The organism is Anaerobium acetethylicum, from assembly GCF_900096945.1.
In the GTDB taxonomy this organism is placed as follows: domain Bacteria; phylum Bacillota; class Clostridia; order Lachnospirales; family Lachnospiraceae; genus Anaerobium; species Anaerobium acetethylicum.
On record NZ_FMKA01000030.1, the window covers coordinates 17,639 to 39,419 of the forward strand.

Consider the following 21,781-nt stretch of genomic DNA (forward strand, 5'->3'; position numbering starts at 1 on the left):
AATTCTGCATAGCTGCACCAATCTGTCTGGAACAGACAGAGAAGTGTGTCCAATTGGGAAAAGAGGATTTTTACAAACAAAAGGAGAAGGAACGATGAAAACAAAAAGAATATTGAGTTTGATTTTGGCATGCGTCATGGTTTTTACCATGGTGCCTTTTAGCGGACCTGATTATGTGAATGCAGCTGCGATTACGACGAATCTTGCGCTGCAGGGAACGGCTACAGCTTCGGATTCCGAGGCTTCTACACTGGGTGCTGCAAACGCAGTTGACGGTGTTGTGAACTATGATGCGAATTCCGGCCAGTCAAGATGGGCCAGCAACACGACATCAGCATCAGAAACCAGCCCGAAGTGGCTTCAGGTCGATCTTGGAAGCGTACAGACTTTCCAATCTTTGGAAATCGAATGGGAAAGAAAAAATGCTTCCGCATACAAGGTGCAGATCTCAAATGACGCTTCAAGCTGGACAGACGTTTATACAGCTGCATCCGCGCCGGCTGGCTATAGGGAAACCATCAGGCTGTCAGCAGAGGCGACTGCACGTTATGTCAGGCTTTACATTACGGCTTACGGGTCGAATGCGCCGAAAAGGGGTGCTGATGGATCTGACGTGGCGGTAAACTGGAATACCGTATCGGTATTTGAATTCAGAGTACTCCAGACAGTGGAAAACACGAATCTGGCACTTGCGGCTACGGCTACTGCTTCAGGCGCTGAGGCGGCAACGCTGGCTGCTGGCAAGGCAGCAGATGGAGCAGCAGCGACAAGATGGGCAAGTGAAGCAAGACAGGCAAGCGCGGCAAATCCACACTGGCTACAGCTTGATCTGGGTACATCTAAGACCATCAGCAGTTTTGCAATCCTATGGGAGAGAACCAATGCTACAGGCTATTGCGTTGAAGTGTCAGATGACGCACAGACTTGGTCTCCAGTTTTTTCGGCCACATCACAGCCGGCAATGCATCAGCAGCAGGTAAATCTTGCGGCAGCTGTACAGGCGCGTTATATAAGGGTAAGAATCGATACCTTTAATTCCACAGGGGTGAACGCAGCTGGAACCAGCGTCACCTGGAACACTGTCTCCATCTATGAGTTTGAGGTTTACGGACATCCGCTTGATATCCAGACAGAAACGCTGGAATCAGTTGCAGCAGGAATTGAGGTTCCGGCCATTTCAGCCGGCGACACAAAAATGCAGATGCCTGAAGTACCGGATGGATTCGAAATAGAATTTATCGGAGCAGACTATGAACAGATCATAGGCCGCGATCTGACAATCTATACGCCTATCGTTGACAAGACGGTTTCCGTGAACTTTAAAATCACAAAAGGAACTGAATCGAAAGAAACCAATGCGATAGCTGTTCCTGTTCCCGGAAATGCGGGCATAACAGTACCTGAAAATGCAAATCCGGAACCTGCCGTAGTTCCGGAACTTGCAGAATGGAAAGGCAGCACAGGCAACTTCACAATCAGCGATACATCTAAAATCGTTATTAACGCTGCCTACAACGCAGAACTGGCCAAAACAGCAGAGGAATTCAAGGCAGATTATGAGGACGTTACAGGACGGACCATTGAAATTGTATCTGGTTCGGAAGCGGATGCAGCTGCAGGAGACTTCTATTTTACCCTCGGTGCACCGGCATCAGAAGGGTTGATGAAGGAAGGGTATATCGCTGAAATAGGCGATTCGGTAAAAGTCAGAGCGGAAGATCCGACAGGAGCTTACTGGTCAACCAGAACGATCCTTCAGATATTGAAGCAAAATGTGACCACAATTCCAAAAGGAATCACAAGAGATTACCCGAAATTTGAAATCAGGGGATTCATTATTGATGTCGGCAGAAAAACAGTCGAGCTGGAAACATTGAAAGAGATTGCCAAAAATATGGCATGGTATAAACTGAATGATTTGCAGGTGCATCTCAATGACTGTCTGATCTTCCTGGAGGATTATATTACTATTGAAAATGCATATAACGCCTACTCTGGATTCCGATTGGAATCAGGCATAAAGAATAGTGAAGGTGTGGGAATTACCTCGACTGACACCTATTACACAAAAGATGAATTCAGAAGCTTCATCAAGGACTCAAGGGATATAGGAGTAAATATCATCCCTGAAATCGATGCCCCGGCACATGCCCTGGCTATCACAAAAGTATTTCCGGAACTGGCTCTTGAGAGCTTCAGTGGAAGGCGGCCTCTTATTGATCACCTGAATCTTTCCAATCCTGAATCCATAGAACTCGTGAAGGATATTTTCAGTGATTATACAGACGGATCTGATCCTGTGTTTGACAGCGAAACGACAGTCCATATCGGTGCAGACGAATATATGGCAAACGCAGAGCAGTACCGCGCCTTTACAGATGAAATGCTCCGTTACATCCAGGAAGACAAGGACAGGACAGTACGCATGTGGGGCAGCCTTACAATGCTGAAGGGGACAACACCAGTACGCTCAGAAAATGTCCAGATTGACTTGTGGAACAATGGATGGGCAAATCCGCAGGAGATGTATGAAAAAGGCTATGACCTGATCAACACCCAGGATGGCACCCTTTATATGGTTCCGGCAGCAGGGTATTATTATGATTATTTAAATGCACAGAGTTTATACAGCAACTGGAAACCGAACGTTGTAGGAAACTTTACCCTGCCGGCAGGATCTGACCAGATGCTCGGTGCAGCATATGCTCTCTGGAACGACAGCATCGATACCAGAGCAAACGGAATTTCGGAATACGATATTTTTGACCGTTTCTTCAATGCACTTCCTGCATTAAGTGAAAAAATGTGGGGTGAAGGCAAAGACAAGACATATGCAGAACTTACCCAGGTAGTCGCAAAAACAGCAACAGCGCCGAACACGAATCCGTTTGACAAAGTAGAATCAATTGGTTCAGAATATCTGAACTACAGTTTTGATGATGCAGAAATTACGGATGCTTCAGGAAACGGCTATGATGCAGTTAGCAGGAAAAATGTAACACAAGTGAATGGAAAAGAAGGCAACGCAATCAGGCTTGCAGGAGCTGAAAGCTATGTGGAGACTCCTGTTAAAAAGGTGGGACCTGTGAATGCCGTTTCATTCTGGATCAAGAAAGATGGAACTTCCACCCAGGAAGAACAGATCATCTTCGAATCTTCCACAAAATTTGACAATTACGCAATTAAGGCAGTACAGAAAGAAACAGGCAAGGTAGGCTTTTCAAGGGAAGGATATGACTACTCCTTCGACTACACCCTTCCAAATGATACATGGGTACACCTGACGATCAGAGGAATGAAGGATAAAGCTGAATTATATGTAAATAATGAGCTGGTGTCTGCAATCGGTTCCACAGCAGGAGCTCAGATGCATACCACCCTGGTTCTTCCTATTGAAAGAATCGGAAGCAAGACGAATGCATTCACAGGCCTTATCGATGAAGTGAGTGTAACGAATGGAGCAATCCCTGCAGATCCATCACTGATTCCAACAGAAGGCTTTACCATTACATGCGACAACCAGAATGCAGCTGTAAGCGGTAAAGAAGGCCCTGCAGCTTACGCATTTGATGGAAATGAAAGCACCTGGTGGCATTCGAACTATAGCCCGAAAGATGACCTTCCGGCAACTATAGAAATCGATATGAATGCCGTATACAACATCAACAAGTTCACTTATGTACCGAGGACTGACGGTAATTTAAATGGATGTATCACTTCCTATAAACTCTATGTCAGGAAGAATGCATCTGATGAGTGGACTGCAATTACGGAAAATGGTACATGGGAAAACAGTTCAGCAACAAAAGATATCAAATTCGACGCAGCAGAGGCGCGCTATATCAAATTTGTAGCAGTTGCCGGAGGAAGCGGCTTTGCATCAGCTTCGGAATTTAAAATTAACAAGGTAACCGCGGCTGCAGTAACCGGCATATCCCTGAATCAGACTGAGGCAGTCCTGACCGGCATTGGATCAGAACTGCAGCTTTCAGCAGAAGTGACGCCTGATCAGGCATCTGATGCGGCTATAACATGGGAAACGACCGATGCGGCTGTTGCAGCTGTTGACGGAAGCGGAAAAGTGACGGCAACAGGAGAAGGAACAGTAACGATAACGGCAAGAGCAGGAGACCAGACAGCTTCCTGTACCGTGACAGTGCAGACAACACCGCAGGAAAAGATCAATGGCTTTGTAAACAGGCTTTACGACAAGGTGCTTGACAGAACAGCCGCTGCCGAAGAAATAGACTACTATGCGTCATCGCTTGCGAAAAAAGAAAAAACAGGCGCAGATGTAGGATATGGATTCATCTTCAGTGAGGAATTTACAAATCGTGAACTGGGAAATGAAGCTTATGTAGAAGTCCTGTATGAAACCTTTATGGGAAGAGCTTCGGATGCAGGTGGAAAAGCATATTGGATCAATTTTCTTGAAAATGGAGTTTCAAGAAAGTATGTATTCAAAGGCTTTGTAGAATCTCCGGAATATAAGGATATCTGTGCTTCCAGTGGAATCGATAACGGAACTGTCAATCTGCCTGCAGCAGCTGACCAGAATGCGGACCTTACGATGTTTGTCTGCCGCCTGTATGAAAAGGCGCTGGACAGAAGAGCAGAGTCTGATGGGTTGGAATATCATACAGCGAATATCCTTGCAGAAAGGGTAACACCGGTTCAGGCTGCGCAGGACTTCATCTTCTCTCCTGAATTCAAGAACAGGAAACTTTCAGATTCAGACTACGTGAAAGTGTTGTACAGGACATTCATGGGAAGAGAATTTGACCAGGGTGGCCTTGAATATCATATGTCCAGGCTTGAAAATGGAACAGGACGGGAAGAGATCCTGCTTGGTTTTGCGTTTTCACCGGAATTTAAAGGCATCATAGAAGGATTTGGATTGAAATAATTGTAATAAAACAGTAACAAATTACATGAATTAGCAGATGCCGCATATCAGAAGACGTCAAGTCGCTCAATGATATGCGGCATTTATTGGGCTGTTTGGTGAATTTTACAACTTAAATATAAGAAAAGGGCAAGGGAGATATGAAAAATCAACAATTTGCAGGTAAATAGGGAGTTGACAAGAGATATTACGTTTGCTATAATGACAACGTAACAAATTTAATAATTTCGTAACAAATGAGAAATCGGAATATACAGTTATCAAATCAGATAAAGTTAAACATACGTGGAGGTACGTAATGAGTAAATGTGTCATTAAAGTTGCAGCATGTTGTCTTCTTGGTTCACTGATCGTAGGCGGAAATACATTAAAAGCAGACGCCTCACTCCTGGCAGCAAAATTACCTGTAGCAGGAATTACTGTTGCATTGAATGAATGCTATTCAGCTAATCCTAGCGCAGATGTCGTTATAAAAGAATATTTAGCACCTACAGTTAAATCAGAATATGCAGATATCGCGATTGCGCAGGTTGATAATTATATCAACGTAAGGGAAACTGCTGATACGGCCAGCAGAGTCATGGGCAAGCTCTATGACAATTCCGCAGCTACTATTTTAGAAGTAAGCGGAGACTGGTACAGAATTTCATCTGGCAGCGTGGTTGGTTTTGTTAAAGCGGAATATGTAGTAACAGGGGATGCTGCGGCAGAACTTGCAAAAGTAGTAGGAACCAGAATTGCAAAAGTAAATACCACAACCCTTAAGGTAAGGGATCAGGCAAGCACAGATGCAACTGTTCAGACATTAGTGCCGATCGATGAAGAATTCACAGCTATAGAAGAATTAGAAGGCTGGGTAAAAATAGCAGTTGATGCCGATGTAGAAGGATATGTTTCTAGTGAATACGTAGACTTGAGAACGGAATTTGTCCAGGCAGAATCTGCAGAAGAAGAACAGGCAAGATTAGCAGCAGAAGAAGCACAGAGGCAGGCGGCAGCAGAAGCAGCAAGGCAGGCAGATGAAGCGGCAGCAGCAAAAAAGGCAGCGGAAGCAGCGAGAACAGCTTCAGCATCAAAACCAGCAACAACTACTAAATCAACAACAACTTCAACAAGCAAGGTTTCAACACCAAGCGTTGCAGCATCAGGAACCAGACAGGGAATCGTAAGCTATGCCCTTCAGTTTGTAGGCAACCCATATGTATATGGTGGAACAAGCCTCACAAGGGGAACTGATTGTTCAGGATTTACACAGTCAGTATACCGTGATTGCGGAATCAGCATTCCCAGGGATTCAAGATCACAGGCAGCAGCAGGAAATGAAATTTCAGTAAGTGCTGTACAGCCAGGAGATCTGCTTTTCTATTCAAACGGTTCAACGATCAACCATGTGGCTCTTTACATTGGAAATGGCCAGGTTGTACATGCAAGCAATCCATCGAGCGGAATTAAGATTTCTAATATGAGTTACAGAACTCCTTGCAAAGCAGTATCATATATCAATTAAAAACATAAATATAACCACCTCATTGCGAGGTGGTTTTTTATATATAGGAAATTCTTTGAATTTCCTATATATAAAAAACGCTCCGCGAGGAGGCGCATGACGCGCAAGAAGAATATGTCGCAGAAGCGACTGCGCGTCAGCGCGAGAGTTTCGCAAGCGAAACTCTTTGTTCTTTCCAGGAGTGGAGTGTCAAAAGCCCATTTACACAAAGGTGTTCGTCAATTTGCACGGGTTTTCGAATGAGGACGTGATGCAAAACATGTTGATTCGCAGCGCGCTCTCGCTTAGATGAAGACGTAGTGGTACATAGGGCCGCAGAATATGCGGCCCAAGTGCCAACGTCTTCATAAAGCTGCTCGTCAATTCATGTTTTGTATCACTGTGCTGTTGCTGGTGCCTGTGCAAATTGACTAAGCCGGACGTTATAAGAGGGCTTTAGACACGCTGGTCCATATAGGAAATTCCCCGAATTTCCTATATATTAAAAAGGATCTGCGGGGCGGAGCGTAACGCGCAAGAAGAATATGTCGCGGAAGCGGCTGTGCGTCAGCACGAGAGTGTCGCAAGCGAAACTCTTTGCTCTTCCCAGCGCACGTTCGCTTAGAGGAAGACACAGTGGTACGTGGGGGTGCAGAATATAGGGCCAAATACAAACGTCTTCATAAAGCTGCTCATTAAACCGTGTTTTGTATCACTGTATGATAGGTGGAGGATGTGCGTTCGGGCTTGTGCTGCTTGATTGACTGGCGTCAATCGGTTCTCGGCACTGCGAAGTGTCTTCGCTCTCAAGAATGAGGGCGGGAAGAATTTGTTGACAGAACAAGACTTCAGAAAGGGAATTGCACGACAAATAAATCGAAAAGGCAGAAAAGTGTTTTGAGAAAAAACCAAGAATTTTATTGACAAAAAAGGGGTTATACAAGGTGCACAAATACGCCGGAGTTGAATAAAAAAGTCAACAAAAACCCACATAACTGGGAAAAAGTTGTCCACATGAAAAAAATGAGAAAATGGTGAAAAACCGACTTATACACCGACTTATCCACATTGTCCACATTAATCCACACAAAAAGATGTGGGTTGTTTTTATTAAAATTGGAACAGATGTTTTGTGAAGTTATCATAAATCGCAAAATTTTACAAAATAGTACATAAAAATTCTTGACTTTGAAATAGTCAAAATATGAAATGGATAAGCTGAAAATGAATGACATTATTAAGAGTGGAAATAGCCCGGGTTCTGGCCTGAGAATGCGGAATTCATAATAGTCACAGTGTGTTTAGCAAACACAGGTTGTTAAAACAATAATTTATCTGAATACTCTTGAAAAGCAGGGGAAATGTGTTATAATTGTATTACGATATTAAAGGGCATTATGGTTGGTCAGATTGACGGGCTGTGCACGACGATATTGTAGAATAAACCAAAAAGGAGTTGGACAGCATGCGTTATATTATCAGTGGCAGAAATCTCGAAATAACAGAAGGATTAAGGACGGCAATCCAAGACAAATTAGGAAAGCTCGAAAGGTACTTCACTCCTGAAACAGAGGTACATGTTACATTAAGCGTTGAAAAAGACAGACAGAAAATCGAGGTAACTATTCCGGTAAAAGGAAATATAATAAGATCAGAGCAGGTCAGCAATGATATGTATGTTTCTATTGATTTGGTTGAAGAAGTGATTGAAAGGCAGCTTAGGAAATATAGAAACAAGCTCGTGGATCATAAACAAGGAGGCGGCAACTTTACAGAGGATTATTTGGAAAGAGAATACGAAGACGATGAGGAAGTAAGAATCATCAGAACTAAAAAATTCGGTATTAAACCAATGTTTCCAGAGGATGCATGCATCCAGATGGAACTGCTGGGACATAGTTTCTTTGTTTTCAATAATGCAGAAACAGATGAAGTCAATGTCGTTTACAAGCGAAAAGGCAGCACATACGGTTTGATAGAACCAAAATTCTAAACGTATACAGGCTGAAACAATTGGTTGACAATATAAAATAGAACTGGTCATCGGCCATAGAGGATGCTCTCCGTAAGGAGGGCATCTTTTTATGCGTTCGGAAAATTCGCCCAATTATATAAAAACAAAGGTGCTTTTTTTATGAAAAGTTTATAAATGAAGAGGCGCAGGGATGTCAAATATTGTTGAATTAAAGGTTTGGTAGTGTTACAATGTAAGGAGCGGTTATCTCAGGATAATACATCTTTAGAATATAGGAGCGGGAACAATGGGATTTGTAGAAAAGATATTTGGAACGCATAGTGAGAGAGAACTGAAAATTATCAGTCCAATTGTGGATAAAATAGAAGGATACAGGCCATCGATGATGGCTCTTACAGATGAAGAGTTAAGAGGAAAGACAAAGGAATACAGAAAACGACTGGAAAACGGAGAGACAATGGATGATCTTCTTCCAGAAGCTTATGCGACCGTAAGGGAAGCTGCCCGCAGAGTTCTCAACATGGAACACTACAGGGTGCAGCTGATCGGCGGTATCATACTCCATCAGGGAAGAATTGCAGAAATGAAGACCGGTGAAGGAAAGACTCTTGTTTCGACTCTTCCAGCATATCTCAATGCACTTCCGGGAAAAGGAGTGCATATCGTTACTGTAAATGACTATCTGGCTCACCGTGATGCTGAATGGATGGGAAAAGTCCATGAATTCTTAGGTCTTACGGTAGGTGTCGTATTAAACTCCAAGACGAATAATGAGAGAAGAGATGCGTATAACTGCGATATCACATATGTAACAAACAATGAACTCGGTTTCGACTACCTGAGAGATAACATGGTTATCTACAAAGAACAGCTTGTATTAAGGGATCTTCACTACGCCGTAATCGATGAAGTCGATTCCGTGCTGATTGATGAAGCAAGGACCCCGCTTATTATTTCGGGTCAGAGCGGAAAATCCACAAAGCTGTATGAGGCATGCGACATTTTAGCTATGCGTCTGGAGAGAGGAAAAGAAAGCGCCGAATTCTCGAAAATGGCTGCAATTATGGGCGAGGAAATCGAAGAAACGGGCGATTTCGTCGTGAATGAAAAGGATAAAGTCGTCAATCTTACAGAAGAAGGCGTAAAAAAGGTTGAGCAGTTCTTCAATATCGAGAACCTTGCAGATCCCGAAAACCTCGAAATCCAGCATAATATCATTCTGGCACTCAGGGCGCACAACCTGATGTTCAGGGATCAGGACTATGTCGTAAAAGATGACCAGGTACTGATTGTTGACGAGTTTACAGGACGTATTATGCCCGGAAGACGTTATTCGGATGGACTTCACCAGGCGATAGAAGCAAAAGAACATGTAAAGGTAAAAAGGGAAAGCAAGACCCTTGCGAATATAACCTTTCAGAATTTCTTCAATAAATACGAGAAAAAATCAGGTATGACAGGTACGGCTCTTACCGAGGAAAAGGAATTCAGGAACATCTATGGAATGGATGTTATTGAAATTCCTACAAACAGGCCGGTACTCAGAATCGACAGGCAGGATGCCGTTTATAAGACAAAACGGGAAAAACTCCATGCTGTAATCGAAGAGATCATTGAGGCGCATAAAAAAGGACAGCCGGTTCTTGTCGGAACAATCACCATTGAGGCATCCGAAGAAATCAGCCATATCCTGAAAAAACGAGGAATCCAGCATAAGGTCCTGAATGCAAAATTCCATGAGCTGGAGGCGGAAATCGTTGCTGAAGCGGGTGCGCACGGAGCGGTTACAATTGCTACTAATATGGCAGGCCGTGGTACCGATATCAAACTTGATGATCTGTCAAAGAGCGTCGGCGGACTGAGAATCATCGGTACAGAAAGACATGAATCGAGACGTATCGATAATCAGCTGAGAGGACGTGCAGGACGTCAGGGAGATCCTGGAGAATCAAGGTTCTACATTTCGCTGGAAGATGATCTTATGAGGCTCTTCGGTTCCGAAAGGCTTCTGAATATGTTCAATACCCTTGGAGTTCCTGAAAATGAACAGATTGAGCACAAGATGCTTTCGAATGCAATTGAAAAAGCGCAGAAGAAGATTGAAAGCAACAACTACGGAATCAGGAAGAACCTTCTTGAATACGATCAGGTCATGAATGAACAGCGTGAAATCATATATACCGAAAGACGCCAGGTGCTTGAAGGGCAGAGCATGAGGGATGCGATCTACAAGATGATTACCGATATCATCGACAATGTGGTGGACAACTGCATTGCTGATGAACAGGCAGCAGAAGAGTGGGATCTTCATGAGCTCAACTCTCTTCTGATTCCGGTTATTCCTGTGCGCGAAGTCAAATTAGACGCAGTAAAGGATTTAAGGAAGAACCAGCTGAAACAGAAGCTGAAAGAAGACGCAGTGAAGCTTTATGAGGAAAAAGAAGCGGAATTCCCTGAAACCGAAACACTTAGGGAAATCGAGCGTGTCATCCTTCTTAAGGTTATCGACCGGAAGTGGATGGATCACATCGATGATATGGACCAGCTTCGCCAGGGTATCGGCCTCCAGGCGTACGGACAGAGAGATCCGCTCGTAGAATACAAATTAAGTGGATACGATATGTTTGATTCCATGACTGCGAGCATACAGGAAGATACAGTAAGGCTCCTGATGCATGTCAGAATCGAACAGAAGGTTGAAAGAGAACAGGTAGCGAAGGTTACAGGTACAAATAAGGATGACAGCATAGCAAAGGCGCCGGTCAAACGTGATACGCAGAAGGTTTATCCGAATGATCCATGTCCATGTGGAAGTGGGAAAAAATACAAACAGTGCTGCGGAAGAAGCTAGGAATTTTGCGTTTGCCGGAGAATTCTGAACATCACTGAGAAAACAGCTTAAAGAGAAAAATACCAAAAAGTTATACATATTCATACCATATGAAAGAGGTGAGAAAATGGTAGAATTAGATCAATTCAAATACAAGCTAAGCACATACAAAACACCATTAACTGAACTGAGGGATTCACTTTGACCTCGCTAATAAGGAAAAGCGGATTCAGGAATTAGAGAGAAAAATGGAGTTTTCGGATTTCTGGGACAATGCAGAGGCTGCCCAGGAATCGATGAAAGAGCTAAAGGGACTGAAAGATTCCATAGAGATTTATGCGGAATTGAAAGAACAGTACGAGGAAATAGAGACGCTTCTTGAAATGGGTTATGAGGAAAACGACGAATCCCTTATCCCGGAAATAGAAGCGGGGCTGAACAGCTTTATAAAGACTTTCGAGGATATGAAGATCAAGACCCTTCTGTCCGGCGAATATGACAGGGATAATGCGATCGTAACCCTGCATGCAGGCGCCGGCGGCACGGAATCCTGCGACTGGACAAGCATGCTTTACCGTATGTACTGCCGTTGGGCAGAGTCCAAAGGATATAAAGTGGAAGTTCTGGACTATCTGGATGGTGAAGAAGCAGGAATCAAATCGGTTACATTCCAGGTGAATGGAGAGAATGCTTTCGGATACCTGAAATCAGAAAAGGGCGTCCACAGGCTTGTAAGGATATCGCCATTCAATTCGGCCGGTAAAAGACAGACATCCTTCGCTTCCTGCGATGTGATGCCTGATATCGAAGAGGATCTTGACATTGAAATCAATGATGATGATCTCAGGATAGATACCTATCGATCAAGCGGTGCCGGAGGACAGCATATCAACAAAACGTCGTCGGCAATCAGGATCACCCACATCCCTACCAATACTGTCGTGCAGTGCCAGAATGAGCGCTCACAGCACAGCAATAAAGATAAGGCGATGCAGATGCTGAAAGCAAAGCTTTATCTGCTGAAGCAGCAGGAGAATGCTGACAAGGTATCGGATATCAGGGGAGAAGTGAAGGAAATAGGCTGGGGAAACCAGATCCGTTCCTACGTTATGCAGCCATATACCATGGTCAAAGATCACAGGACAAATGAAGAAAGCGGAAATGTCAATAGCGTCATGGATGGCAACATTGACATGTTCATCAATGCATATTTAAAATGGTGCAGCTTAGGTAAAAGTCAGGAGGACTAGTATGAAAAGTATGAAACCTGTTATATTCAAACTGAATGGCGAGAATTATGGAATTGACATCAGTTGTGTGAATTCTATCGAGGAGGCGCAGAAGATCAGTGTTATCCAGAATGCATCAAAGCATATAAGGGGGATACTGAACCTTAGGGGAGAAGCGATACCGGTAATCAGTCTGAGGAGCAAATTCGGATATGCAGAAAATGCTTCTGATCAAAGCAGGCTCATAATTACTGGAATGAGCGGGATGCAGATTGCAGTCGAAGTAGATGAAGTGACTGGAATTAAGGACGTAGAGGGGGAAGATATTCTGGAGGCCCCGTCGATTGTAATCAACAGATCAAATGAATATATCAGCAGGATTGTGAAGATGGAACAGAACATCGTGATAATCCTGGATATGGATAAGCTGGTTACCCCTGAAGAACAGGAAGAGATAAAAGATATGATCGAGTCGCTATGACTTCAGAAATCCATAAATGCAGGATACCCGCAGCGTAAGCTGCGGGTATCCTGCATTTATGGGAGATAGTGCGTTGCTGTCTGCAGAGTGAACAGTAACGAATGTACGGCAAAATAAAATAAAAAACAGTTGCGCCATAGATTCAATTATGTTAATATCTTTGTTGTGAGAACAAATGTATTTCAGGTGCAAACAAAAAAGGAAGAGGCATATGACGGAAAATAGCAAATATTTTGTAGTAAAGCAAAAAGCCGTTCCCGACGTATTATTGAAAGTAGTTGAAGCGAAGAGGCTTTTGGAGTCAGAAAGAGTTATGACAGTTCAGGAAGCCACGGACCGGGTCGGTATAAGCAGAAGCTCGTTTTATAAATACAAAGATGACATATTTCCTTTCCATGATAATGCTAAGGGAAAGACAATAACCATGGTGATCCAGATGGATGATGAGCCGGGGCTGTTGTCGGATGTTCTGAAAATTGTTGCGGATTTCAATGCCAATATCCTGACGATTCATCAGAGTATACCTATAAACGGAATTGCATCATTGACATTGAGCGTGGATGTACTGCCAACAACGGGAGACATCTCGAAAATGATTGAAAATATAGAAGAACAAGAAGGCATTCATTATTTGAAAATACTAGCCAGGGAGTGAAAACATGATTAATATAGGGATTTTAGGATACGGCACTGTAGGTTCAGGCGTCGTAGAGGTATTGAATACAAATCAGGAAAGCATCAACAAGAGGGCCGGAGAAGAAATAAATGTCAAATATGTGCTTGACCTCAGAGATTTTCCGGGAGATCCGATTCAGGACAAAATCGTACATGATTTTGAAACGATAAACAACGATCCGGATGTCAGCATCATAGTTGAAGTAATGGGCGGTGTTGAACCGGCATATACATTTGTCAAGAAGGCCCTTGAAAATGGCAAGAGCGTGGCTACTTCCAATAAAGAACTTGTTGCGAAGCATGGCTCTGAGCTTTTAGAACTGGCAAGAAGCAAAAATATCAATTTCTTGTTTGAAGCAAGCGTAGGCGGCGGAATTCCAATCATCAGGCCGCTGAATTCATCTCTTACAGCTGATGAAATCGATGAAATAACTGGTATCCTGAATGGTACCACAAACTATATATTGAGCAAAATGACCCACGAAGGTCTTGAGTTTGCTGATGTTTTAAAGGATGCACAGGACAAAGGCTATGCAGAAAGAAATCCGGAAGCTGACGTCGAAGGATACGATGCATGCAGGAAAATAGCAATCCTGTCGTCGCTTGCATTCGGCTCCCAGGTTGATTACGAAGATATCTATACGGAAGGAATTACAAAAATCACAGCTTCCGATATCAAATATGCAAAAGAGATGGGGAAAGCAATCAAGCTTCTTGCATCAAGCAAAAAAGTGGGAGACAGCTTCTATGCAATGGTAGCTCCTTTCCTCATCGGAGATGAGCATCCTTTATACAGCGTCAACAACGTGTTCAACGGAATCTTCGTACATGGAAATGTGTTAGGAGATGTGATGTTCTACGGAAGCGGAGCTGGAAAGCTTCCGACAGCCAGCGCCGTAGTGGCGGACGTTGTAGATGCGGCAAAACACATGAACAGAAATATCATGACTTTCTGGAGCAGCGGAAAGCTTGAACTTACGGACATCAGTAAATCCGAAAGAAAGTTCTTTGTAAGGATTTCAGGCGGAACAGAAAAACTGGAAAGTATCAAAGCATTGTTCGGACCGGTATCAGTTGTTGCAGTTCCCGAAATGGACGATGAGTTCGGATTTATAACAGAAGTCATTTCAGAAGCAGAATTCAAAGAAAAGGTGGGTCAGTTAGAAGGTGTTATCAACATGATCCGCGTTCAGGACTAGGAGTAGATAAAATGAAGTATGTAGTAGTGTTAGGGGATGGAATGGCTGATGAGCCGATAGCAGAACTTGGGAATAAAACGCCTTTAGAATATGCCAATACACCAGTGTTAGATGCCCTTTCGAAAAACTCGGAAATAGGCCTTGTAAAAACAATTCCGGATGGAATGAATCCGGGAAGCGATACGGCAAACCTTTCAGTGCTGGGATACGATCCGGAGATCTATTATACGGGGCGTTCACCTCTTGAAGCGCTGAGCATAGGCGTGGCCATGAAAGATACGGATATTGCCATCAGATGCAATATCGTGACGGTTTCGGAAGATGACAAGCCTTATGAAGAAAAAACGATCATTGATCACAGTTCCAGCGAAATCAATACGGAGGATGCTGCAGTGCTTCTTGAAGCCGTAAGAAAAGAACTGGAAAATGATATCTATAAATTTTATTTGGGAACAAGCTACAGACACCTTCTGATCTGGGATAAAGGAACGGTTGCAGACCTCACTGCCCCGCATGACATTTTAGGACGTGTCATCGGAAAGTACCTTCCGGATGAAGAAGATTTGAGGGAAATGATGAGAAAGAGCTATGATGTTCTTGTAAATCATCCTATTAATGTGGAAAGAAAAGCAAAAGGCTTAAATCCTGCAAATTCGGTATGGTTCTGGGGAGCTGGAACAAGACCTTCCTTATCCTCTTTCGAAGAGAAGAACCATAAAAAAGGAGCCATGATATCTGCAGTTGATCTTCTTAAGGGAATTGCGGTCGGCGCCGGCATGAAGAATATAAACGTGGAGGGTGCTGATGGAACGCTTCATACGAACTATGAAGGAAAAGCCGAAGCAGCTGTAAAAGTGCTTGTCGAGGACGGATATGATTTTGTATATGTCCACGTTGAAGCCCCGGATGAAATGGGACACCAGGGAAGCGTTGAAAGAAAAGTAAAGGCAATCGAAAATCTGGATGAAAAAGTAATCAGGATTATCAAAGAGGGCCTTGAAAAATCCGGAGAAGACTTCAGGATGATGGTGCTTCCGGACCACCCAACCCCGATATGTGTAAGGACCCATACCAGTGATCCGGTTCCGTATCTTCTCTATGACAGCACGAACGTGCTTGAGAAAGAATGGGATTACAATGAGGCGGATGCCAAAAAGAGTGGCAATTACATTGCGCAGGGACATAAAGCAATGGACTATTTGTTTTCGAATATAAAATAAAAAAATCAGGACTGCAGGAAATTATTCCCGTGGTCCTGATTTTTGTACGTCTGTCCGGTTTTGAGTGAGTGTCAGATCGTGTCTGCTACATATTTAAATCATTGTATTTTCCGTAATCGATATCTGCTTCCGCAGCTGGCGCTTCCGGCTGTTTCATGTCAAGTTCTCCGGTGAGATCCATATAGAAAAAGCACTGGGTGATAGACATATATGGGGTAATCCACAGGAAGCCGATTCCGCAGCTGCAGATACCAAGGAGGCTCCAGCCGAAAAAGCTCAGAATCAGAAAGAAAAGTCTTCCTTTATGGCCAACCATCATTTCACGGCTTTTTCTGATTGCTTCTAAAGCACCTGCTTCGCTGTCGTCATTCAGGATGTAGAATGCCTGGGAACAGCCCAGGGTAAAGCGGAGGGAGAAGACGATGCCCGCAACGTACAGCAGAACGACAGGTATGATGAGCAGCAGTATTGTGTTCGAGTAGCTCATGAATACCGTCAGGATGGCTGCCGGGATAAGAAAAATAGCGGAACCGAACATGATTATCAGAGTTGCAACAATGAATCTGTCAGGGTGGTTCTTAAAACCATAGGTCAGATCCTTCACCTCGCTTGCCCTGCCTCTGGCAAAATTCAGGAAGTAATGGGTAAGTCCTGCCGTCAGCACGCTTTCCAGTAAAGATACAATAATGGTTGCTGAATAATAGGTTATCACAGAAGCAGCTGATTCTTCGTTATAAATCAGATTGAGGATGCTGTTTATGATAAAGGTGATGACAAAAATAATCGCGTAGGCTCCTACGGGTCCGCCATAACGACCTGACAGTCGCTTTTTTGCCAGCGATTTTAGTTCGGATGAAGATCTGTTCATTCTTTTCGGGCTCCAATCTTTCGTGAATTTACTCATAACGACAGGGTGCTGTCGTTATTTAATATAATGTATATGCATATTTTTTATTATAACATATTTTGTAAGGGAAACAAGGAAATCATTCCATGAATTGACAAAAAGGAATGAGGAGACTATACTTCGGATATCGCAATTACAGAGGGTGGATTTTGGCATCCGTGGTTAAAGGAAGTGGATATAATGGGAAAAACAGAAACGATACATAAACCAGAGGCTGTTTACAAAGCGGAAAAGGCAAACAAAGCAGCGCTCTCTGAAAAAACAGATCATGTGCTATATATATGCGGAATTGTTCTGATTGTTCTGATGGCAGCAGGCTATGCCGTGATAAAGGTTTTTCATATATCGTATACGAGCTATATAATCCCGTGCCTGGTAAAGGTCTTTACAGGATACAACTGTCCCGGATGCGGGGGGACAAGGGCCTTCAAAGCATTGATGCGTGGAGATTTAGCTGCGTCCATAGGTTTTCATCCGCTTGTTGCATACGGAGGCCTGATTTTTCTCTGGTACATGGTCAGTAACACCGCCGAGAAAATCATCTGGAAGATAGGGGGAAGGAAAATCCACATAGGCATGAGATATAAGAATGCTTATGTATGGATCGGCTTCGCTATTATGATGGCCAATTTTATAATCAGGAATATCCTGATTTTCATGGTGAAAAATTGATCAAGGCCGGCAGTTCTGTCCTCTCTGAAGAGACAAAACTGCCGGCCTTGGATATGTGTAGCAAACACCTGAAAAAACGATTCTTTAGTACAGATTAATAAGTGCTTTCATAGCCCTCATAGTAGCTTTCCATAAGCTGGCGCATGAATTCCGAATCCGGATTCTGCACAAACCAGACTATGGCGTATATTGTTATGGCGATTGCAAGAAAGAGCCCGGCAATAGAAAAAGCAATGCCGATTTTTGAATTCACAGGCATCTTCTTATCGTTGCCTTTTGAAAGAATTCCGAGGATTATACTGATCGCACCAATGGGAATCGGTGCAATTATGCAGCAGGCGCTGATAAAAGCGGTAATTCCAAGAATCAGTGAGGCTACGGCCAGTGATCCTGAAGATGTTGTTTCGTTCTGTACAGGCTGTTTGTCCTGCTGATAGTAATATTCCATATATATTCCACCTTTTCCTGAATTTTCAATAATCTAGAATGATTGTAACATGTAGGCGTGAGAAAAACAATTATTTGTTTCTGAGAGCATAAACAATTATTTGTTTCTGAGAGCAGCCTTGAACCTGACCGCCATTTGCATTATAATGACAAGAGTCGAAGATGCCATTCGGTGGAACAGCTGGGTGGTAATTAACTGAAGATGCCTGTCGTTCAATAAACGCAGGCAAAGAACCGAAAAAGGAGCCTGAATTATGGATATCATAAAAGCATTAACCTCAGAACTGGGTGTAGAGAAGTGGCAGGTCGAAGCGGCTGTCAATTTAATCGATGAAGGGAACACGATTCCCTTCATTTCAAGGTACAGGAAGGAAGTAACAGGCTCTCTGAACGATGAGGTCCTCAGAAACCTTGATGAGAGGCTTTCCTACCTGAGAAATCTTGAAGATAAGAAGCAGCAGGTGCTCTCAAGCATCGAAGAACAGGGAAAGCTTACAGAAGAGCTGAGAAAACAGATTGTTTCTGCAGCGACGCTTGTGGTAGTGGAGGATCTTTACAGGCCTTACAGGCCGAAAAGAAGGACCAGGGCGACAATCGCAAAGGAAAAAGGGTTGGAGCCGCTGGCAAATATAATCATGCTTCAGATGGCAGAGAAGCCGCTGCTGGAAATTGCAAAGGACTATGTGTCGGCTGAACATGAAGTGCTGACTCCGGAAGATGCACTGGCAGGAGCAAAGGACATTATAGCGGAATACGTTTCTGATGAAGCTGGTTACAGAATTTATATCAGGGACCAGACCATGCAGTCAGGGAAAGTGATTTCAGCAGCGAAGGATCCGGAGGCTGAATCTGTATTTGAAATGTACTATAATTTTGAAGAAGCAGTCTCAAAAATAGCAGGCCACAGGATTCTGGCGCTGAACAGGGGAGAAAAGGAAAAGGTCCTGGTTGTAAAAATTGAGGCACCTGAGGAAAAAATCCTGCGTTATCTTGAAACGAAGGTGATTACTTCTAAAAATCCTTATACGACCCCGGTGCTGCAGGAAACAATTGAGGACAGCTACAAGCGTCTGATTGCACCGGCAATAGAGAGGGAAATCAGGAACATCCTCACCGAAAAAGCAGAAGACGGTGCGATTAAGGTTTTTGGCAAGAATCTGGAACAGCTCCTGATGCAGCCACCAATCGCCAACCAGATTGTCCTTGGGTGGGATCCGGCATTCAGGACGGGATGTAAGCTGGCAGTTGTGGACGGAACCGGGAAAGTCCTTGACACCACGGTAATCTATCCGACAGCACCCCAGAACAAGGTTGAGGAAGCTAAAAAAACCCTGAAAGCCATGATTAAAAAATATAAAATCAGTTTGATCTCAGTAGGAAATGGAACGGCATCCAGAGAATCAGAGACGATTATCGTAGATCTTTTAAAAGAAATAGATGAAAAAGTCCAGTATATAATCGTGAATGAGGCAGGCGCTTCTGTATATTCGGCGAGTAAGCTTGCAACAGAAGAGTTCCCTAATTTTGACGTGGGACAGAGAAGCGCGGCTTCGATTGCAAGAAGGCTGCAGGATCCGCTTGCCGAGCTGGTGAAAATAGATCCGAAATCCATCGGTGTCGGCCAGTACCAGCACGACATGAACCAGAAGAAGCTGGGAGAAGCTTTGTCCGGGGTAGTGGAAGACAGCGTCAACAAGGTCGGCGTCGATCTGAACACGGCTTCGGCTTCGCTCCTGGAATACATTTCTGGCATCAGTAAGGCAGTAGCGAAGAATATTGTTGCCTACAGGGAAGAAAACGGCAGGTTCAGCAGCAGGAAGCAGCTTCTGAAAGTAGCAAAATTAGGACCGAAGGCTTATGAACAGTGTGCAGGCTTTATGAGGATACAGGAGGGCGAAAATCCACTGGATTCCACAAGCGTACATCCGGAAAGCTATGAAGCGGCAATCGGGCTGCTGAAAAAGCTGGGATATACGGCGGAAGACATAAAAAACAGAAGCCTCGCAGGTTTTTCGAAAAAAATAACTGACTACAAGGCAGCTGCAGCAGAACTGGGTGTCGGAGAGATAACCCTCAGGGATATCGTCAAGGAACTTGAAAAACCGGGACGAGACCCGAGGGATGAAATGCCTAAGCCGATTCTGAGGACGGATGTCCTTGATATGAAGGACCTCACGCCGGGAATGATTCTCAAAGGCACCGTGCGAAATGTCATAGACTTCGGCGCATTTGTTGACATAGGAGTTCATCAGGACGGCCTGGTGCATATTTCCCAGCTCAGCGGCAAAAAATTCATCAAGCACCCTCTCGAGGTCGTCAGTGTAGGGGACATCGTGGAGGTCAAGGTCATGAGCGTGGATCTGGCAAAGAAAAGGATACAGCTCACCATGAAAATATAAAGTCTGTCGTGACTGCGTAATAGTCCTGAATAGTTGCTGTCTTCGGCAGGGGCTTCCGCAGGAATGAGCGGTTGACATAAATACCATTGACAAAAGACGGGAATGGCTGTAATATGATTTTTGAAGATAGAATCTGCAGCAAAGCTTTTCAGCAGACGATATCAGTTGATTTTTAATTGAATAAGGAAGTTCTTCGGGGCAGGGTGAAATTCCCGACCGACGGTATAGTCCGTGAGCTGCTTAGGCAGTTGATTTGGTGAGATTCCAAAACCGACAGTAAAGTCTGGATGAGAGAAGAAAAACGCAGTGATAGTCTGATAGTTTAGCCCTGGATATGTTTTTTTGTCCAGGGCTTTTTTGATTTATAGTAAATTCCACGAATTTCTTAATAAATCAAAAACACTCCGTTAACCAGGAATTTTCCTTTAAACACATGAACACAAATACTGTTCATGTGCTGCAAATTAGTGGAAGGCGGCTGCAAGCGTCCGTTTTCGCCAAAACAGAAAAGGAGAGAAAAAAATGAGTTCAAATTCAAACGTTTTACAACAGACAAAAAACATCTTCGGGGTGAAAGAAATTGCCAAGATAGGAATGCTTTCAGCAATAGCGGTTATTCTGATGCTGTTTGAAATTCCGCTATGGTTTGCACCAGGCTTTTATAAAATCGACCTCAGTGAAGTGCCGGTACTGATCGGAACCTTCGCAATGGGGCCTCTTGCAGGAATATTCATAGAAATCATCAAAATCCTGCTTAACCTTTTAATTGACGGCACGGTGACGATAGGTATTGGAGAATTCGCAAACCTCATGATTGGATGTGCGATCATCGTTCCAAGCGGCCTGGTATATAAAAAGATCAGAACAAGAAAAGGCGCGCTGATAGGAATGGCAATCGGAACAGTAGTGATGACGGTTGTAGGATGTCTGCTGAATGCATATGTGCTTCTTCCTTGGTATGCAGGATTTATGGAGGGCGGTCTTGATGCTCTTATCAAAATGGGCACGGCAGTGAACCCTGCGATTACAAGTCTTTCCACATTTGTACTTTTAGTAGTTGCACCATTCAATCTGCTGAAAGGAATTATTGTATCAGCCGTGACCTTGCTGCTGTACAAAAAAATCAGTCCTGTATTCAGCCGCAGGAACGGATAACAGATCAATATACTGAGAGGCCCCTTATGCATGCAGAATGTATAGGGGGCTTTCGTTTGCTGTTCTGCCTGGAGAGAACAGTAATAGTTGCTTTTTCAGCAGTACCCTGCATCAGGCGGTTCTATTGTCATGCCGGAAACACTGTGTTATAATGAAAAATAATTTGACAGCCTGCAGGACAGGCTGTTGTTTGCATGCTT

Annotated in this window: 14 protein-coding genes and 1 riboswitch; of the genes, 12 read left to right on the top strand and 2 right to left on the bottom strand. The window is 43.7% G+C overall.

The window, feature by feature from the left end:
- Positions 1–94 precede the first annotated feature (94 nt).
- The 9 genes from BJR36_RS16010 to BJR36_RS16050 all read left to right on the top strand — a co-directional run bounded on the left by BJR36_RS16010 (position 95) and on the right by BJR36_RS16050 (position 16,001).
- Complete coding sequence (locus BJR36_RS16010) at positions 95–4,906, top strand: discoidin domain-containing protein (protein WP_169823749.1); 4,812 nt, start codon at positions 95–97, stop codon at positions 4,904–4,906.
- Between the two features lie 298 nt (positions 4,907–5,204).
- Complete coding sequence (locus tag BJR36_RS16015; protein WP_091236237.1) at positions 5,205–6,413, top strand: C40 family peptidase; 1,209 nt, start codon at positions 5,205–5,207, stop codon at positions 6,411–6,413.
- Between the two features lie 1,444 nt (positions 6,414–7,857).
- Positions 7,858–8,385, top strand: coding sequence for a ribosome hibernation-promoting factor, HPF/YfiA family (hpf, locus tag BJR36_RS16020; RefSeq protein ID WP_091236239.1), 528 nt, complete (start codon positions 7,858–7,860; stop codon positions 8,383–8,385).
- A 268-nt stretch (positions 8,386–8,653) separates the two neighbouring features.
- Positions 8,654–11,218, top strand: a complete 2,565-nt coding sequence (secA, locus tag BJR36_RS16025) for a preprotein translocase subunit SecA (protein WP_091236240.1) — start codon at positions 8,654–8,656, stop codon at positions 11,216–11,218.
- A 106-nt stretch (positions 11,219–11,324) separates the two neighbouring features.
- Positions 11,325–12,447 (top strand): peptide chain release factor 2 gene (gene prfB, locus BJR36_RS16030; RefSeq protein WP_139133569.1). Its coding sequence is split into 2 segments (ribosomal slippage): positions 11,325–11,399 and positions 11,401–12,447, totalling 1,122 coding nucleotides; the frame shifts between segments, so codons are not numbered across the junction.
- Position 12,448: 1 nt separating this feature from the next.
- Entirely contained in the window at positions 12,449–12,907 is a 459-nt protein-coding gene (locus tag BJR36_RS16035) for a chemotaxis protein CheW (protein ID WP_091236245.1), read from the top strand.
- Between the two features lie 211 nt (positions 12,908–13,118).
- Positions 13,119–13,562 (top strand): ACT domain-containing protein, encoded by a 444-nt coding sequence (locus BJR36_RS16040; RefSeq protein ID WP_091236248.1) that lies wholly within the window; start codon positions 13,119–13,121, stop codon positions 13,560–13,562.
- Positions 13,563–13,566: 4 nt separating this feature from the next.
- Positions 13,567–14,781, top strand: a complete 1,215-nt coding sequence (locus BJR36_RS16045) for a homoserine dehydrogenase (protein ID WP_091236251.1) — start codon at positions 13,567–13,569, stop codon at positions 14,779–14,781.
- Positions 14,782–14,792: 11 nt separating this feature from the next.
- Complete coding sequence (locus BJR36_RS16050; protein ID WP_091236252.1) at positions 14,793–16,001, top strand: cofactor-independent phosphoglycerate mutase; 1,209 nt, start codon at positions 14,793–14,795, stop codon at positions 15,999–16,001.
- 85 nt (positions 16,002–16,086) lie between these two features.
- Here BJR36_RS16050 and BJR36_RS16055 read toward each other — a convergent pair whose 3' ends face one another.
- Positions 16,087–16,869 (bottom strand): DUF975 family protein, encoded by a 783-nt coding sequence (locus BJR36_RS16055; RefSeq protein ID WP_207648892.1) that lies wholly within the window; start codon positions 16,867–16,869, stop codon positions 16,087–16,089.
- Positions 16,870–17,088: 219 nt separating this feature from the next.
- Here BJR36_RS16055 and BJR36_RS16060 point away from each other — a divergent pair, with 219 nt between their 5' ends.
- Positions 17,089–17,580 (top strand): DUF2752 domain-containing protein, encoded by a 492-nt coding sequence (locus BJR36_RS16060; protein WP_091236256.1) that lies wholly within the window; start codon positions 17,089–17,091, stop codon positions 17,578–17,580.
- 94 nt (positions 17,581–17,674) lie between these two features.
- Here BJR36_RS16060 and BJR36_RS16065 read toward each other — a convergent pair whose 3' ends face one another.
- Positions 17,675–18,028, bottom strand: a complete 354-nt coding sequence (locus BJR36_RS16065; RefSeq protein WP_091236258.1) for a hypothetical protein — start codon at positions 18,026–18,028, stop codon at positions 17,675–17,677.
- A gap of 253 nt (positions 18,029–18,281) precedes the next feature.
- Here BJR36_RS16065 and BJR36_RS16070 point away from each other — a divergent pair, with 253 nt between their 5' ends.
- Complete coding sequence (locus BJR36_RS16070; protein ID WP_091236260.1) at positions 18,282–20,426, top strand: Tex family protein; 2,145 nt, start codon at positions 18,282–18,284, stop codon at positions 20,424–20,426.
- A 185-nt stretch (positions 20,427–20,611) separates the two neighbouring features.
- Positions 20,612–20,729, top strand: a riboswitch (FMN riboswitch).
- 219 nt (positions 20,730–20,948) lie between these two features.
- Positions 20,949–21,581: an ECF transporter S component gene (locus tag BJR36_RS16075; RefSeq protein WP_091236262.1), complete on the top strand. Its 633-nt coding sequence runs from the start codon at positions 20,949–20,951 to the stop codon at positions 21,579–21,581.
- The last annotated feature ends 200 nt before the right edge of the window (positions 21,582–21,781 follow it).

Coding starts and splice junctions, on each gene's coding strand:
- BJR36_RS16010 (WP_169823749.1), top strand. CDS start 95: ATGAAAACAAAAAGAATATTGAGTTTGATTTTGGCATGCGTCATGGTT.
- BJR36_RS16070 (WP_091236260.1), top strand. CDS start 18,282: ATGGATATCATAAAAGCATTAACCTCAGAACTGGGTGTAGAGAAGTGG.
- BJR36_RS16055 (WP_207648892.1), bottom strand. CDS start 16,869: ATGAACAGATCTTCATCCGAACTAAAATCGCTGGCAAAAAAGCGACTG.
- BJR36_RS16035 (WP_091236245.1), top strand. CDS start 12,449: ATGAAAAGTATGAAACCTGTTATATTCAAACTGAATGGCGAGAATTAT.
- BJR36_RS16015 (WP_091236237.1), top strand. CDS start 5,205: ATGAGTAAATGTGTCATTAAAGTTGCAGCATGTTGTCTTCTTGGTTCA.
- BJR36_RS16040 (WP_091236248.1), top strand. CDS start 13,119: ATGACGGAAAATAGCAAATATTTTGTAGTAAAGCAAAAAGCCGTTCCC.
- secA (WP_091236240.1), top strand. CDS start 8,654: ATGGGATTTGTAGAAAAGATATTTGGAACGCATAGTGAGAGAGAACTG.
- BJR36_RS16050 (WP_091236252.1), top strand. CDS start 14,793: ATGAAGTATGTAGTAGTGTTAGGGGATGGAATGGCTGATGAGCCGATA.
- hpf (WP_091236239.1), top strand. CDS start 7,858: ATGCGTTATATTATCAGTGGCAGAAATCTCGAAATAACAGAAGGATTA.
- BJR36_RS16045 (WP_091236251.1), top strand. CDS start 13,567: ATGATTAATATAGGGATTTTAGGATACGGCACTGTAGGTTCAGGCGTC.
- BJR36_RS16065 (WP_091236258.1), bottom strand. CDS start 18,028: ATGGAATATTACTATCAGCAGGACAAACAGCCTGTACAGAACGAAACA.
- BJR36_RS16075 (WP_091236262.1), top strand. CDS start 20,949: ATGAGTTCAAATTCAAACGTTTTACAACAGACAAAAAACATCTTCGGG.
- BJR36_RS16060 (WP_091236256.1), top strand. CDS start 17,089: ATGGGAAAAACAGAAACGATACATAAACCAGAGGCTGTTTACAAAGCG.